Here is a 14,249-nt window from a genome sequence, read left to right as displayed (position 1 = left end):
CGCGCGCCTTCCGAAAACCCCATTGAGCCCGCCAGGAGCACCATGTCGAAGCTTTCCCAAATCGCCTGGGACGATACCGTTCTGCCGTTCCAACTTGACCGCTCCGATATTCGTGGGCGGGTCGCGCGCCTTGACGGGGTGCTGGAAGAGGTGCTCTCGCAGCATGACTATCCGCGCGTTGTTGAGATGCTGGTCGCTGAAGTCGCGCTTTTGACGGCGATGATCGGGCAGACGATCAAGCTGCGCTGGAAGCTGTCGATCCAAGTGCGCGGCAATGGCCCGATCCGCATTATTGCCACAGATTACTACGCCCCCACCGCTGACGGTGCGCCGGCGCGCATTCGCGGCTGGGCAAGTTATGACGCCGAGGCGCTAGATCACGGCGCTGACCCGTTTAGCCAGATCGGTCACGGCTACTTCGCCATTCTGATCGATCAGGGGCAGGATACGACGCCTTATCAAGGGATCACTCCGCTCGCTGGCGGCTCCCTTAGTGCCTGCGCCGAGGCCTATTTCGCGCAATCCGAGCAGCTCGCCACCCGGTTCGAGCTGTCCTTCGGGCGCTCGATCCTGCCGGGGCAGGGCGAAAGTTGGCGTGCCGGGGGTGTGATGTTGCAGCATATGCCGCCCGCCTCGCCGCTGCATATCGCGTCCGAAGGATCGGGCGATGAGGGTCTACTGAACCCCGAGGATTTGCTGGATGGCGAAGAGGGCGAAAATTGGGTGCGCGCGAATGTGCTGCTTGATACCGTCGAGGATATGGAACTGATCGGCCCGACCGTGCAGCCCACCGATCTATTGGTGCGGCTGTTTCACGAGGAGCGCCCGCGCGTCTTTGATCCGCAGCGCGTAGAGTTCGGCTGCACCTGCTCGGCCGAGCGCGTGCGCAACTCGCTGTCGATCTATTCCGCGCGCGATATCGCCACGATGACCACCGATGACGGCAAGGTCACCGCTGATTGCCAATTTTGCGGCGCGCATTATCAATTCGACCCGGAGACACTGGGGTTTGAGGCCGTAAAGGCGCCCGATGGCACGCCGCGTGAGGACGACAATGACTGATCCGCTTGCTCCGGTTCTGGCCGCCTTGGGCCGGGCGGGGCGGCCCTCGTCAGATTACGACCTGAACCCTGAAACGATATTGCCCGAGGGTCTTAAACTGCGCCCGGCGGGGGTGTTGGTGGCGTTTGATGTCTCCGGCGCCGAGCCGCTGCTCTATCTGACCAAGCGCAGCTCGCATCTGCGCCACCACCCTGGCCAGATCTCGTTTCCCGGTGGCAAGGTCGATCCCGGAGACGATGGCCCAATCGGGGCTGCGCTGCGTGAATCGCATGAGGAAATCCGCCTAGATCCTGCCAATGTCGAGGTATTGGGAACGCTTGAGCCGCATGAAACGGTTACGTCTTTTCTGGTGACGCCTGTGCTGGCGCGCATCAAAGCGCCCTTTACGCCACGACCAGAGGCGGGCGAGGTCGCCGAGGTCTTCACCGTGCCGCTCTCGCATATCTCGAACCTCGCGAATTACCGCGTTGAATCGCGGCGTTGGCGCGGTGCGCGGCGTCATTATTACGTCGCACCTTACGGCCCCTACTACATCTGGGGGGCAACCGCACGTATGCTGCGGGCCTTGGCAGATGGGATGGCGCAATGAAACTTACGGGCGATTGGCTGCGCGCCAGTCATGTGCAGGCAGTGCTGGCGATGCTGGAAAACGCAGGGCATCAGGCGTTGCTGGTGGGGGGCTGCGTTCGTGACGGGCTCATTAACGCTGACGTCAGTGATATTGATATTGCCACGGATGCGCGCCCCGATTGCGTTATGGCGCTTGCGAAAGACGCCGGGCTGAAACCGGTGCCGACCGGGCTAGAGCATGGCACTATTACCGTTGTCGTCGACGGTCATCCGCATGAGGTCACCACCTTTCGCCGCGATGTCGAAACCCATGGCCGTCATGCGACGGTCGCGTTTTCTGACAACTTGCTCGAGGACGCCGCGCGGCGCGATTTTACCATGAACGCGCTATATGCGCGCGCAGATGGCGAAGTGCTTGATCCGTTGGGCAGCGGTATCGTCGATCTGAACGCGCGCCATGTGCGTTTCGTCGGTGATGCGCAGGCCCGCATCCGCGAGGATTATCTGCGCATCCTGCGGTTCTTTAGATTTACGGCATGGTATGGGCGCGATCTTGATGCTGAAGGATTGGCCGCCTGCGCGCAGAATTGCGCAGGAATAGAGACACTTTCGCATGAGCGTATCGGTGCCGAGATGAAAAAGCTGCTGGCTGCGCCCGATCCAGCGCCCGCCGTCGCGGCGATGGCGCAGGCTGGCATTTTGACGGCTGTTCTGCCCGGCGCTGACGCGCGCGCTTTAGCCCCGTTGGTCCATCTGGAAGACCGCCTCCCCGACCCCATTCGACGTCTGGCGGTGCTGGGTGGCGAGGATGTAAGCGAGCGGCTACGCCTGTCAAATCCCGAAACGCGTCGGTTAGAGCGGTTGCGCGATGCAATGGCTTCGCCCGAACGCCCCGAGGTTCTGGGCTATAAATTGGGCAAAGAGGACGCGGCTGATGCGCTGTTGTTGCATCATGCTTTGATCGGGCAAGAGATGCCGAAAAACTGGCAAAACAGGGTCTATTCCGGCGCAAATCAGGTCTTTCCAGTGAAAGCGGCTGATCTCATGCCCGCGTTTCAAGGGCCAGAATTGGGTGCGCGCCTCCGCGATCTTGAAGCGCGCTGGATTGCCTCGGATTTCACGCTGATGCGCGATGAGTTGCTTGGCTAGGCGGGTGCGCGCTTTCCTCTGCTCGCGCGGGGCCTATATTCCAGAGGTGAAAGCGAGCCTCTATGTTTGATCCATTCCAAAAAGCCGACGGTCCGCCACCGCAAAGCCTTGGCGCCTTTTTCCGCTGGTGCCTGAAAGGCGCAAGCACGTTGATCGTGATTTCGGGTGCTGCGTCAATCCTGGCTGGCGCAATGGAGGTGATTTCGGCGTGGCTTTTGGGAAGGGTGATCGACGCTGCACTTAGTGGCGCCCCGGATGCGGTCTTGGCGCAAAACGTCGGGCTTTTAGTGCTGTTTGTCAGCTTTTACTTGATCATTCGACCCGCGGCTTTTGCGCTGAGCTCCGCCACAACCAACCTGCTGATCTCCCCAAATATCCTGCCGCTGGTTCTGTCGCGTCTGCATCGCTGGACGATGGGGCAGTCGGTCACGTTTTTCGACAATGATTTCGCAGGCCGGATCGCGCAAAAGCAGATGCAAACCGCGCGCGCTGTGACTGATACCGTGTCTGAGGTGATCAATACTGCGCTGTTTGCGTTGGCCTCGATCCTTGGTTCGGTGCTGCTGCTGATCGGGATTGATCGTTGGGGCGCGGTGGCGCTTGTGGTCTGGACGATTGGCCTTTTGTCTCTGATCCGGGCCTTTTTGCCCCATATTCGCGGCAAATCTCGGGCGCGCGCTTCGGCGCGGGCGATGGTGACGGGGCAAGTTGTTGATACGATCACCAATATCAAAACGGTGAAGCTGTTCGCGCATGCCGAATATGAAGACCGCTCGGCCCTTGGCGCGATGGCGGTGTTTCGCACGCGCACGACCCGTTTTGGGCAAGTTCAGAGCCTATATCGCACGGTGCAGATGGCCTATTCCGGGTTGCTGCCGGTTCTTTTGGTCGGCGGTGCGATCTGGCTTTGGTCGCGAGGGCAAGCCAGTGCCGGTGATATCGCGACCTCTGGCGCGATTGCGATCCGGCTGGCGCAGATGTCGGGCTGGGTATCGAATGCCTTGATGGGGCTTTGGACCAATATCGGTGAGGCCGAGGATGGAATGCACACGCTTGCGCGCCATCACGGACTGTCGGACGCGCCGGACGCGCGTGAGCTGGGCAGTGTCGCCGGGGCGATCCGCTTTGATCATGTGAGTTTCGCCTATGGGCGCGAAAAAGGCGGCGTCGAGGGGCTTGATCTGAGTATTGCCGATGGCGAGCGCATTGGCATCGTGGGGGCGTCGGGGGCGGGGAAATCGACGCTCGTGGCGCTGCTTCTAAGGCTCTATGATGCCGAAACAGGGTCTGTTTTGATCGACGGGATCGATATTCGCGATGTGACGCAAGAAAGCCTGCGCCGCCAGATCGCGATGGTCACGCAAGAGACAGCGATGTTCAATCGCTCGGCGCGCGAAAACATTCTTTACGGCCGCCCGGACGCTAGCGAGGATGAGCTGATTGCAGCGGCAAAACAGGCCGAGGCGCATGAATTCATCCTCGCGATGCAAGATCACGAGGGCAATCGCGGCTACGACGCCAAGCTGGGTGAGCGCGGCGTCAAGCTGTCGGGTGGGCAGCGCCAGCGGATTGCCCTTGCGCGGGCGTTTTTAAAGGATGCACCGATCCTTGTGTTGGATGAGGCGACATCGGCTTTGGATTCCGAGGTCGAGGCGTCGATCCAGTCGGCACTGCATCGCGTGATGACAGGCAAGACGGTGCTGGCGATTGCGCACCGGCTGTCCACGATTGCCGAGATGGACCGGATTATCGTGCTGGAACAGGGTCGTATTGTAGAGCAGGGAAGCCACGCCGATTTGCTGGCGGCGCAGGGGTTGTATGCCCGCTATTGGGCGCGCCAGTCGGGCGGGTTTCTCAATTGCGATGAAGACAGCGAGGCGGCGCAATAGACCAAAACAGGGTCTTTCCAGCGCCGCTTGCGCCCGCTAAGGCAAAGCCATGACATTGATGATCGAAAGACTTTCGCTCCATGCCGATGGCGTGGCGCACGGCCCTGAGGGGACCGTGCATGTTGCCATGGCGCTTCCGGGTGAGGAAGTGACGGGCGAGGTCGTAGGCGGTCGCATCGCCGCGCCCAAGATCGTCACGCCCAGTGCGGATCGGGTATCGGCCCCGTGTCCACATTATCGCGCCTGCGGAGGCTGCGTCATGCAGCACGCGTCCGAGCCGTTCACCGCCCGTTGGAAGGCCGAGGTTGTGCGCAACGCGCTGAGCGCGCGCGATATCGAGTCCCCGGAAATTACCGTGGCGACCTCGCCTTTGCATTCTCGCAGACGCGCGACATTGGCGGGGCGGCGGACCAAGAAAGGCACATTGGTTGGCTTTCACGCGCGTGCGTCCGATACGCTGGTCGAGGTGCCCGGCTGTCTGATCTTGTGCCCGGAATTGATGGCAGCGATCCCGATTTTGCACGAAGCCACGGCGATTGGCGCCTCGCGCAAAGGGGAGGTGGCCTTTGCGATCACTCTCTCTCAGGGTGGGATCGATCTGGCGGCGACGGGCGGAAAAGACTCTGATCCGGCTCAATTTGAGGCTTTGGCCGATCTGGCGCGCCGCCATGATCTAGCGCGATTGACGTGGAATGGTGAGGTTGTTGCCGCGCGTCACCCGGCGATGCAGCGTTTCGGTGTGACTCAGGTCGCCCCGCCGCCCGGCGCGTTTTTGCAAGCGACGGAACATGGCGAGGCCGCGCTTGTCGGCTTTGTTCGTGAGGCGCTGGCGGGCACGTCAAAGCTTGCCGATCTTTTTGCGGGCTGCGGCACGTTCGCGCTGCCCTTGGCCGAGCAGGCAGACGTGCATGCGGTTGAAAACGCGAGTGCGATGATTGAGGCGCTGGATCAGGGTTGGCGGCAGGCTAAGGGGCTGCATCGGGTGACATCTGAGGTGCGCGACCTGTTTCGTCGCCCGCTATTGCCCGACGAGATTGACCGCTACGATGGTGTCGTGATCGACCCGCCTCGGGCCGGAGCCGAGGCGCAGGTGGCGCAGATTTGCGCCTCGCGGGTCAAGCGGGTCGTGCATGTTTCGTGCAATCCGGTGACATTCGCACGCGAGTCAGCGGCGCTGATTGCGGCAGGTTTTGCTCTTGAGAGACTCTTGGTGGTCGATCAATTTCGATTTTCTGCGCATGTGGAGGTTGCAGCCTATTTCACCCGCTAGATGTGGTGCGAAAAATCGGCTATGACTGCACAAAACAAGCAGTTCCAAACAGGCAAATCATGAATCGCAGAACCCTTATGTTGGGCGCCAGCGCCCTCGCCGCTTTGACCGCCTGTGGCGATTCAAGCAAATTCATCTCGTATAGTGGTCCACAGGTGACCCAAATTCAGGTCTTTAAGGGCAAGCGGATGATGTATCTGCTGCATGGCGATGAGGTGCTTGAGAGCTACAAGATCGCTTTGGGCGGCGATCCGATTGGCCCCAAGCAATTCGAGGGTGATGGGAAAACGCCTGAGGGGCTGTATTACATCAACCGCCGCAACCCCAACTCGGCCTATTATCTTTCGATCGGCATCAGCTACCCGAACCCGCAGCAGGTTGCCTTTGCGACCGAGCAGGGCAAAAAGGCGGGTGGCGATATTTTCATCCACGGGCGCGATGGCAAGAACAAGGGCCGGGGGCGCGACTGGACGGCGGGGTGCATCGCGGTGAAAGACAAAGAGGTCCGCGAGATTTACGCGATGGTGCGGGACGGCACGCCGATCTTTATCTTCCCGTGATATGCAAAGGGCCCCGCGTTGGGGCCCTTTTGACTTAGTTGCCGGTAACCATCGTCCACCAGATCTTGCCCGATGGTTCCTGATACCACGAAAAGCCCATTTGCGTGGCCGCCGGGTTTAGGATCACATCGCGGGTATCGGCTACATTCATCCAGGCCGACAGCGTTTCCATCTCGGTTTCATAGGTTTCCGAGATGTTTTCGCCCAACACAGTGCCGGTATAGCCCGCACGTTGCGCACGGCTGAGCGGCGAAGATCCGTCCGACCCCCAATGCCACGGGCGATTTTGCGCGGCCATATCCTTGGAATGGGCCAAGGCGGCAGTGGTCAGCGACGCATTAAGCACCAACGGTGCCGCCCCGCGCGCCGAGCGCAACGAGTTAACCGATTCGAGCACACGCTGCGGAATCACCTGCGCGTCGCGCCCGGTAATGGAGTAAACCTTGGGCAGCGGCAGCCCATCCGGGCCCAGCTTGGGTTGCTGATCAACAGGATCGCAGGCCGCAAGGGCCAGTGTGGCAGATATCGCAAGGATTGTAGCGCGCAGCATGATCTTGAGGCCCCCTAATAAACCTGCGCTTCCTTTACACGGTCGCCGATGGGCGCGCAAACCCTCCTGTAGCGCGAAAGGCACATCGATCACGGTATGATTTGCACCGATGGCTTGCCCAAGATATGTTAACAAAGTTATTTCAGGTCAACGGTTCCGCCTTATCCGGAGAACAAGATGTCCAACGCGCGTACCAAATTTGATCGCCGCGCTTTTCTAGGTGCGGCTGCACTTGGCGGTGCGGGGCTTGCGTTGCCAGCATGGGCGCAAACGCCTGATGCAGGCGCTGTGCAATACGAGACCAACGACTATACCAATCAGCGGCGCAATATCTCGAGCTTTCAGGCGCGCCAGTGGCAGCCCTATTTCAGCTCGCTGCGCAACGGGGCGATCCTTGTCGATACCACCTCGCGCGATCTGCATTTCTGGTCAGCCGATCAATCGGTCTATCGTCTTTACCCGACCTCCGTGCCGGTCTCTGAAGAACTGACCCGGCTTGGCCGGACCGAAGTGATCCGCAAGGTCGAAGGGCCAAGCTGGGCGCCGACGCCGTCGATGAAAAAGCGCAACCCGGAATGGCCGTCTTATGTGCCCCCCGGTCCTGATAATCCGCTTGGCACCCATGCGCTGTATCTGTCGTGGAAATATTACCGCATCCACGGCACGCATGACACGCGCAAGATTGGCCGCAAGAGTTCGAACGGGTGCATCGGTCTGTATAATGAGCATATCAAAGAGCTGTTCGGGTTGGCCACTGTCGGCACGCAGGTGCTGCTGATCTGACAGATACGCGCTGTGCATCTTTCCGAAGGGCCCCGCGTGGGCCCTTTTTTGTTAGGTGAGCGCCAATGCCTGCGCGGTGATCCAGGCCAGTGCCGCATAGCGCCCTGTTTTTGCAACAAAAACCAAGGGTATAAACAGCCACAGGTTCATCCGCAAAACGCCCGCGATCAGACAGACCAGGTCGCCACCCGGCGCCCAGCTTAGCAGCAACAGCGGCGCACCCCAGCGATCCAGCCAGCGATGCCCCATCGCCAGTTGTTTCTGCGAGGCGGGAAACCATTTGCGATCTTTCCAATGGTTGATGCCGCGCCCCAACGCATAGGTCACAAGCGCGCCCAGCGTGTTGCCGATGCCCGCCACCAAAACCATCTGCCAGATCGAAATGCCGCCCGCCGTTTGCAGCGCGACGAACAGAATTTCCGACTGCATCGGGATCGGCGTCGCGGCCAGCATTGCCGAGACAAACAGGCCGATCAAAGAGGCGCTTTCAAACATTGGGCTTGGCTTGGCTCATCGACATAGAAAAAGGGCGCGCGGGATGATCCGCACGCCCTTCTTAGGGTAACGCCTGTAGAAGCGCGATCAGTTCTCGGGATTGATCTCATCTTCACGCGGTTCGCGCGGCGGGCGTCCGATGACATCGCGCAACGCGTCCAGCTCGATGAAGTTGTCAGCCTGACGGCGCAGCTCATCGGCAATCATCGGCGGTTGGCTGCGGATGGTCGAGACGACCGAAACGCGGCAGCCCTGACGTTGCAGGCTTTCCACCAGTGGACGGAAATCGCCATCGCCGGAAAACAGCACGATATGATCAAGGCGCGGCGCGAGTTCCATCGCATCCACAGCCAGCTCGATATCCATATTGCCTTTGACTTTCCGCCGCCCCATCGAATCAGTGTATTCCTTGGCGGGCTTAGTCACCATCGCGTAGCCGTTATAGTTCAGCCAATCGACCAGCGGGCGGATGGGCGAGTATTCCTCGTTCTCCAGTAACGCTGTATAATAAAAAGCGCGCAGCAATTTCCCGCGCCGCTCAAATTCTTGCCGTAACAGTTTATAGTCGATATCGAACCCCAATGCCTTGGCTGCGGCATAGAGATTGGAGCCATCGATAAAAAGTGCGAGACGTTCGTCCTTGTAAAACATGCAATCCTCTTGCTGCTTGGTCCGCCATGTCTAGTCGGATCGCGAAACGAATTTGGGCATAACGCTTGCGTAAAAGAACAGGGCCAACGAGATATGTCCACTGACATATGCAATACGCAAGAATTATGGAGCCTGTCTAAATGGACATGTCAGTCATTTGTGCGCTTGGGGCGAATCTGTCGGGCGACCAAGGCGACCCGGTGGATACATTGTCTGCGGCCCTTTGCGAATTGGTAAGTAAGGGTTTTTCGCTGGTTTCAGTCAGCCGTTTTTGGCGGACACCCGCCTATCCGGCAGGGTCTGGACCTGATTATGTCAACGCGTGTTGCAAATTGCGAACATCGCTTGACCCGAGGGCAACACTGGGCGCGTTTCATGATATTGAGGCACACGGCGGCCGGGTGCGTGAGGCACGTTGGGGCGCGAGAACGCTTGATCTGGATCTGATCGCTTATGGCGATGCCGTTATGCCTGATTTGCAACGCTTTGCGCAGTGGCGGGATCTGCCATTGCGCCAGCAGCAAAGCTGCGCGCCGACAGAGCTGATTTTGCCCCATCCGCGCCTTCAGGACCGCGCTTTTGTGCTGATTCCCCTTGCAGAGATCGCGCCGCTTTGGTGCCATCCCGTTTCGGGACAAACGGTTGCGCAGATGCTCGCCGCGCTGCCAGAGGCGCAAAAAGCAGGGATTCACCCGGTTTGACAGGGTTTTGACGCGATTGCGCGCTTGTCATCGCGGGGGCAAGCGCCTAAGTAGGGCCTTCGTTCGAAAGTCCTACTGGAGTTGCCCATGGCCCGCGTGACGGTTGAAGATTGCGTCGACAAAGTCCCGAATCGATTCGAGCTGGTGATGCTCGCATCCCATCGTGCACGCGAAATCGCCGCCGGTTCTCCGATTACCGTCGAGCGTGACAACGATAAAAATCCGGTCGTCGCGCTACGCGAAATCGCCGATGAAACGCAATCGGCAGATGATCTGCGTGAGCGTCTGATCGAAAGCAACCAGACCCAGATCGAAGTCGATGAGCCCGAGGACGATTCGATGTCGCTGTTGATGGGTGGTGAAAGCCCCGATCGCGCAGTCGAAGACGACATGTCCGAAGAGCGTATGCTACGCGCCCTGATGGACGCGCAGGGCCGCGAATAAGCAATAGGGGCGGAAACGGGCGCGCATGATCGATGTCGAAGACCTGATCGCGCTCGTTCGCAACTACAATCCGCAGACCGATGCAGATCTGATCCGGCGTGCCTATGCCTACGGGATGAAGATGCACGAGGGTCAGCTTCGCCATTCCGGCGAACCCTATTTTACCCATCCCGTCGCTGTCGCCGCTATTTTGACCGAACAACGGTTGGATGATGCGACCATCGTCACAGCTTTGCTGCATGACACGATCGAAGACACCGGCTCGACCTATACCGAGGTGACGGAGCTGTTTGGCGAGGAGATCGCCGATCTGGTTGATGGCGTCACCAAGCTGACCAATCTGCAATTATCCAACGCCGCCTCAAAGCAGGCCGAAAATTTCCGCAAGCTGTTCATGGCGATGTCCAAGGATTTGCGCGTGATTTTGGTCAAGCTGGCGGATCGGCTGCACAATATGCGCACGATCCGTTCGATGCGGGTGGAAAAGCAGGCGCAAAAAGCGCGCGAGACGATGGAAATCTTTGCGCCGCTGGCCGGTCGCATGGGGATGCAATGGATGCGCGAGGAGCTTGAGGATCTTGCCTTCAAGGTCATCAATCCCGAGGCGCGCACCTCGATTATCCGCCGTTTCGTCAGCCTGCAAAAAGAAACCGGCGATGTGATCCCGAAGATCACCGCCGATATCCGCGCGCTGCTGGAAGATGAGGGGATCGACGCGGTGGTGTTTGGCCGCGCCAAGCGCCCCTATTCGATCTGGCGCAAGATGGAAGAGAAGCAACTTGCCTTCTCGCGTCTTTCCGACATTTACGGTTTTCGCGTTATCACTAACTCGGAAATGGATTGCTACCGCGTGCTGGGGCTGATCCACCACCGTTGGCGCGCCGTGCCGACGCGATTCAAAGACTATATCAGCCAGCCCAAGACGAATGGTTATCGCTCGATCCACACGACGGTTTCGGGGCGCGACGGCAAGCGGGTCGAGGTGCAAATCCGCACCCGTCAGATGCACGAGGTCGCCGAGGCCGGGGTCGCCGCGCATTGGTCGTATCGCGACGGTGAGCGGGCGCAGAACCCCTTTGCCGTCGATCCGGCGAAATGGTTGGCCTCGCTCAACGAACGCTTTTCCGAAGGCGAGGGCGATCACGACGAATTCCTCGAAAACGTCAAGCTCGAGATGTATTCCGATCAGGTGTTCTGCTTCACCCCCAAGGGCGACGTCGTGAAGCTGCCCAAGGGGGCGACGCCGATTGATTTCGCCTATGCAATCCACACGCGGATCGGCAATAGCTGCGTTGGTGCCAAGATCGACGGGATCCGCGTTCCGCTTTGGACACGGCTTAAAAATGGCCAGTCGGTCGAGGTGATCATCGCCGCTGGCCAACGCCCGCAGATGACGTGGCTGGATATCGTGGTCACCGGGCGCGCCAAAGGGGCGATCCGCAAATCCCTGCGCGAAGAAGATCGTGATCGCTTTATCAAACTCGGGTCTGAGCTGGCGCGCGTGGCGTTTGAACATGTCGGGCGCAAGGTCACGGATAAAGCGCTGCGCACGGCGGCCAAAACGCTAGGTCTGCCCGATGAGGACGAACTGCTTGCGCGGATCGGCTCGGCGGAACTGGCGGCGTCCGAGGTGCTGGCAGCCCTTTACCCCGAACTGGCCGCGCGCCAGAACGAGAGCGAGATTGAGCCCACCCGCGCCGTTCTGGGCCTTGGTGCCGATCAAAGTTTCAGCCGCGCGAATTGTTGTCAGCCTTTGCCCGGAGAGCGGATCGTCGGCATCACCTATCGCGGGCAGGGCGTGGTCATACACGCCATCGATTGCCCCGCGCTTGAGGAATTTGAAGATCAGCCCGAACGCTGGGTCGACCTGCAATGGAAATCGGGTCGACACCCGCCAGCCTATACCGCGACGCTCAAGATCACGATTTCCAACGATGCGGGCGTGTTGGGTCATATTTGCACCCTGATCGGGCAGCAAAAGGCCAATATCTCGGACATGAAATTCATTGATCGAAAACCAGATTTCTATTCGCTTCTCGTTGAGGTCGAACTGTGCGATGCCGAGCACATGCACCGGCTGCTCAATGCGCTTGAAGCGGAGAGCGATGTTGCACAAGTGCTGCGAATCCGCGAACTGTCACGCAAGCCATAGTCGTTTTTACGGCGCGAAGGGGAGAGAGGCGTGGTGTTTAGGCGGCGCGAAAAGCGAAGCGTTCTGCAAAATCTGCGCGAGGCGGTCTGGCCACGCTCGGGCTGGGGGCGCGCTTTTCAATATGTCAAACACCGCGTTAATCGCTTGCCCGACCGACCCCATCGCATTGCGCGCGGTGTGTGGGCGGGTGTGTTGGTATCGTTCACCCCGTTCTTCGGCTTTCACTTTTTGACCGCCGCGGCGGTCGCTTGGATCATCCGCGGCAATATTCTTGCGGCCCTTCTGGCGACGTTTTTTGGCAACCCCATTAGCTTTCCGATCATCGCGGTATTCTCGGTCAAGCTGGGTCATTTCATTCTCGGGGATCGTCTTGAAAGTGGCCACCCCGAGGGGTTGTTGCGCACCTTTCAGGCCGCAAGCCACGATCTGCTGCATAATTTCTGGGCCATGTTTACCCCCGATCACGCCGAATGGGGTGGGCTCGAGCGGTTCTTTAACGATGTCTGGCTGCCCTATCTCGTGGGCGGTCTCGTGCCGGGAATTATTGCCGCGACGATCTGCTACTATATCTCGCTGCCCATCATTACGGCCTATCAAAACCGCCGCCGCACACGTTTGAAAGAGCGGTTGGAAAAGATCCGCGCCAAGATCAAACGCGACGATAAAACGGACGAGAAGAAGTCTCGCGACTAGGGGCTTTCGCGCGCGCTTATCTTCCCTTGGCGACGCCTGCTTCGCTTAGGTGATAGCCGCGCCGTTGGGCGAGCCGCCGCGATGTTTCGGCCGCTGTCACCGCATCGCGCAGGTTGGAAAACCAGCGCAAACACTGGCTGCCCGCGCGCCCATGCTGCCCCCATTCGCGCAGCACTGTGTATTCCCCGAACAGATTGTCCGAGATCTCAACGCGGTAAAATCGCCCCGCATTGGACGTGTGCAATATGAGGTTGAGCATGGCAGTGCCCCTACATCCCAGTTTCGTGAAGTGAATCAGAGATGCGCGTGTTTGACCAGCGAAAAAAAGTTAACGAAAGGGCCGCGCGGGGCGGCCCTCCGGGTATTAGTGCGTCGGCGTCCAAGGCTTGAGCGCCTCGATTTTCTCTTTGCGCCGTTCGTCGCCCGATTTCGACCAATCGCCGCCAAAGGCCGCCGATTCCCAGCTACCGTATTCGGGGTTGGGGAACATGATCCAGGTTTTGCCCCAGTTGTCCTTGGTCTTGTCGTAAAACGCCTGACGTTCCGCGACCGAGCCTTTCGCGACATCCGAAAAATCGCCCAGATTGTCACCCATCAACAGCGCGACGCGGTAATCCTTAGCCACATAAGCGATGCGGTTTTCCTTGGCCGAGCCCCAATCGGCTTGCTCTTTCTTGCTCAACACGGTGTCCACATTGCCGCCCATCGGAAAGCCGAGCTTTTCCATATTGGCCCGCGTACCGGGTTCTTCATCCTTGGTGCGGTTGGAAACATAGAAAATTTTCACACCCTTGGAGGCTGCATATTTCAGGAAATCAATCGCGCCGGGCATCGCCGTGGAGGTCTGGGAATTGACGTAATTGGTCCATTCTTTGGAACTGAAATTCGTGCCGCGCTGGATGAGCGACGCCTGATAATTGGCGTTATCCAGCAGCGTTTCATCCAGATCGGCGATGATCGCAACGGGTTCGTCTTGATATTTCGCACCCTCTTTGTTGGGGGTCGCCGTCCATGCCTTGTCGGCCAAAGCCTGATCGAGACGCAGCTTGGCCAGATCAAACAGCCCGCGTGTCACGGCCTTATGCTCGACCGAGGCCTGCATCCAGAGAGTCGCGTTCAACAGGTCGTTTTGTGCCACGGTCTGTGCGTCCTGCGCGAAACTGCCTGCCGTGCTCAGGCACAAACTGGCGACGCTAGCCGCAAGTAGGGTTTTCATGTTCATTTAACTCTCCCGGGTGGATCTATTTTGGCGCGTTTTGCGCAGTGCCTCAAAAAGGCAA

Annotated in this window: 16 protein-coding genes; 11 read left to right on the top strand and 5 right to left on the bottom strand. The window is 59.3% G+C overall.

Annotated features, from left to right (window positions below; translation table 11 throughout):
• The first annotated feature begins 42 nt into the window (after positions 1-42).
• The 6 genes from hslO (at position 43) to DT23_RS17135 (ending at position 6,500) form a co-directional block, all read left to right on the top strand.
• Positions 43-1,062: an Hsp33 family molecular chaperone HslO gene (gene hslO / locus DT23_RS17160; protein WP_038133289.1), complete on the top strand. Its 1,020-nt coding sequence runs from the start codon at positions 43-45 to the stop codon at positions 1,060-1,062.
• Positions 1,055-1,651 carry a CoA pyrophosphatase gene (locus tag DT23_RS17155; protein ID WP_038133287.1) on the top strand — a complete coding sequence of 199 codons (597 nt, stop codon included), beginning with the start codon at positions 1,055-1,057 and terminating at the stop codon, positions 1,649-1,651. Before hslO ends, DT23_RS17155 begins: the two co-directional genes overlap by 8 nt.
• The gene (locus tag DT23_RS17150) at positions 1,648-2,781 is read left to right on the top strand and encodes a CCA tRNA nucleotidyltransferase (RefSeq protein WP_038133283.1); all 1,134 of its coding nucleotides are present in this window, start codon (positions 1,648-1,650) and stop codon (positions 2,779-2,781) included. The genes DT23_RS17155 and DT23_RS17150 overlap by 4 nt, the downstream gene beginning before the upstream one ends.
• A 62-nt stretch (positions 2,782-2,843) precedes the next feature.
• Entirely contained in the window at positions 2,844-4,670 is a 1,827-nt protein-coding gene (locus DT23_RS17145; RefSeq protein WP_038133280.1) for an ABC transporter ATP-binding protein, read from the top strand.
• Between the two features lie 49 nt (positions 4,671-4,719).
• Positions 4,720-5,940, top strand: coding sequence for a class I SAM-dependent RNA methyltransferase (locus DT23_RS17140; protein WP_038133279.1), 1,221 nt, complete (start codon positions 4,720-4,722; stop codon positions 5,938-5,940).
• Between the two features lie 59 nt (positions 5,941-5,999).
• Positions 6,000-6,500, top strand: coding sequence for a L,D-transpeptidase family protein (locus tag DT23_RS17135; RefSeq protein ID WP_038133277.1), 501 nt, complete (start codon positions 6,000-6,002; stop codon positions 6,498-6,500).
• 34 nt (positions 6,501-6,534) lie between these two features.
• Here DT23_RS17135 and dalA read toward each other — a convergent pair whose 3' ends face one another.
• Positions 6,535-7,050: a divisome-associated lipoprotein DalA gene (gene dalA / locus DT23_RS17130; RefSeq protein ID WP_038133275.1), complete on the bottom strand. Its 516-nt coding sequence runs from the start codon at positions 7,048-7,050 to the stop codon at positions 6,535-6,537.
• Between the two features lie 177 nt (positions 7,051-7,227).
• Here dalA and DT23_RS17125 point away from each other — a divergent pair, with 177 nt between their 5' ends.
• Positions 7,228-7,833, top strand: a complete 606-nt coding sequence (locus DT23_RS17125) for a L,D-transpeptidase (RefSeq protein ID WP_038133273.1) — start codon at positions 7,228-7,230, stop codon at positions 7,831-7,833.
• 51 nt (positions 7,834-7,884) lie between these two features.
• Here DT23_RS17125 and DT23_RS17120 read toward each other — a convergent pair whose 3' ends face one another.
• Positions 7,885-8,328, bottom strand: a complete 444-nt coding sequence (locus tag DT23_RS17120; RefSeq protein WP_038133272.1) for a YqaA family protein — start codon at positions 8,326-8,328, stop codon at positions 7,885-7,887.
• Positions 8,329-8,415: 87 nt separating this feature from the next.
• Positions 8,416-8,979 carry a LabA-like NYN domain-containing protein gene (locus DT23_RS17115; protein ID WP_038133271.1) on the bottom strand — a complete coding sequence of 188 codons (564 nt, stop codon included), beginning with the start codon at positions 8,977-8,979 and terminating at the stop codon, positions 8,416-8,418.
• Between the two features lie 140 nt (positions 8,980-9,119).
• On the opposite strand from DT23_RS17115, the gene folK reads away from it, so the two are divergent.
• The 4 genes from folK (at position 9,120) to DT23_RS17095 (ending at position 12,969) form a co-directional block, all read left to right on the top strand.
• The gene (folK, locus tag DT23_RS17110; RefSeq protein ID WP_038133269.1) at positions 9,120-9,680 is read left to right on the top strand and encodes a 2-amino-4-hydroxy-6-hydroxymethyldihydropteridine diphosphokinase; all 561 of its coding nucleotides are present in this window, start codon (positions 9,120-9,122) and stop codon (positions 9,678-9,680) included.
• 87 nt (positions 9,681-9,767) lie between these two features.
• Complete coding sequence (gene rpoZ, locus DT23_RS17105) at positions 9,768-10,124, top strand: DNA-directed RNA polymerase subunit omega (RefSeq protein ID WP_038133268.1); 357 nt, start codon at positions 9,768-9,770, stop codon at positions 10,122-10,124.
• A 25-nt stretch (positions 10,125-10,149) separates the two neighbouring features.
• On the top strand, positions 10,150-12,276 hold the full coding sequence (locus DT23_RS17100) for a RelA/SpoT family protein (protein ID WP_038133266.1): 2,127 nt from the start codon (positions 10,150-10,152) through the stop codon (positions 12,274-12,276).
• Positions 12,277-12,309: 33 nt separating this feature from the next.
• Complete coding sequence (locus DT23_RS17095) at positions 12,310-12,969, top strand: DUF2062 domain-containing protein (RefSeq protein WP_338064229.1); 660 nt, start codon at positions 12,310-12,312, stop codon at positions 12,967-12,969.
• Positions 12,970-12,985: 16 nt separating this feature from the next.
• Here DT23_RS17095 and DT23_RS17090 read toward each other — a convergent pair whose 3' ends face one another.
• Together DT23_RS17090 and DT23_RS17085 are read right to left on the bottom strand one after the other, a co-directional pair.
• Positions 12,986-13,228, bottom strand: coding sequence for a WGR domain-containing protein (locus DT23_RS17090; RefSeq protein ID WP_038133263.1), 243 nt, complete (start codon positions 13,226-13,228; stop codon positions 12,986-12,988).
• Between the two features lie 105 nt (positions 13,229-13,333).
• Positions 13,334-14,191 carry a 5'-nucleotidase, lipoprotein e(P4) family gene (locus tag DT23_RS17085; protein WP_038133261.1) on the bottom strand — a complete coding sequence of 286 codons (858 nt, stop codon included), beginning with the start codon at positions 14,189-14,191 and terminating at the stop codon, positions 13,334-13,336.
• Positions 14,192-14,249: the final 58 nt, after the last annotated feature.

Origin of the sequence: Thioclava indica, assembly GCF_000714545.1 — a bacterium.
Taxonomy (GTDB): domain Bacteria; phylum Pseudomonadota; class Alphaproteobacteria; order Rhodobacterales; family Rhodobacteraceae; genus Thioclava; species Thioclava indica.
This window is presented reverse-complemented; position numbering and strand designations above follow the sequence as displayed.

Excerpts from the sequence above, each read along its gene's own strand:
- DT23_RS17135 (WP_038133277.1), top strand. The coding sequence starts at position 6,000 with ATGAATCGCAGAACCCTTATGTTGGGCGCCAGCGCCCTCGCCGCTTTG.
- DT23_RS17155 (WP_038133287.1), top strand. The coding sequence starts at position 1,055 with ATGACTGATCCGCTTGCTCCGGTTCTGGCCGCCTTGGGCCGGGCGGGG.
- DT23_RS17085 (WP_038133261.1), bottom strand. The coding sequence starts at position 14,191 with ATGAACATGAAAACCCTACTTGCGGCTAGCGTCGCCAGTTTGTGCCTG.
- folK (WP_038133269.1), top strand. The coding sequence starts at position 9,120 with ATGGACATGTCAGTCATTTGTGCGCTTGGGGCGAATCTGTCGGGCGAC.
- DT23_RS17115 (WP_038133271.1), bottom strand. The coding sequence starts at position 8,979 with ATGTTTTACAAGGACGAACGTCTCGCACTTTTTATCGATGGCTCCAAT.
- DT23_RS17125 (WP_038133273.1), top strand. The coding sequence starts at position 7,228 with ATGTCCAACGCGCGTACCAAATTTGATCGCCGCGCTTTTCTAGGTGCG.
- DT23_RS17145 (WP_038133280.1), top strand. The coding sequence starts at position 2,844 with ATGTTTGATCCATTCCAAAAAGCCGACGGTCCGCCACCGCAAAGCCTT.
- DT23_RS17100 (WP_038133266.1), top strand. The coding sequence starts at position 10,150 with ATGATCGATGTCGAAGACCTGATCGCGCTCGTTCGCAACTACAATCCG.
- hslO (WP_038133289.1), top strand. The coding sequence starts at position 43 with ATGTCGAAGCTTTCCCAAATCGCCTGGGACGATACCGTTCTGCCGTTC.
- dalA (WP_038133275.1), bottom strand. The coding sequence starts at position 7,050 with ATGCTGCGCGCTACAATCCTTGCGATATCTGCCACACTGGCCCTTGCG.
- DT23_RS17150 (WP_038133283.1), top strand. The coding sequence starts at position 1,648 with ATGAAACTTACGGGCGATTGGCTGCGCGCCAGTCATGTGCAGGCAGTG.
- DT23_RS17120 (WP_038133272.1), bottom strand. The coding sequence starts at position 8,328 with ATGTTTGAAAGCGCCTCTTTGATCGGCCTGTTTGTCTCGGCAATGCTG.
- rpoZ (WP_038133268.1), top strand. The coding sequence starts at position 9,768 with ATGGCCCGCGTGACGGTTGAAGATTGCGTCGACAAAGTCCCGAATCGA.
- DT23_RS17090 (WP_038133263.1), bottom strand. The coding sequence starts at position 13,228 with ATGCTCAACCTCATATTGCACACGTCCAATGCGGGGCGATTTTACCGC.
- DT23_RS17140 (WP_038133279.1), top strand. The coding sequence starts at position 4,720 with ATGACATTGATGATCGAAAGACTTTCGCTCCATGCCGATGGCGTGGCG.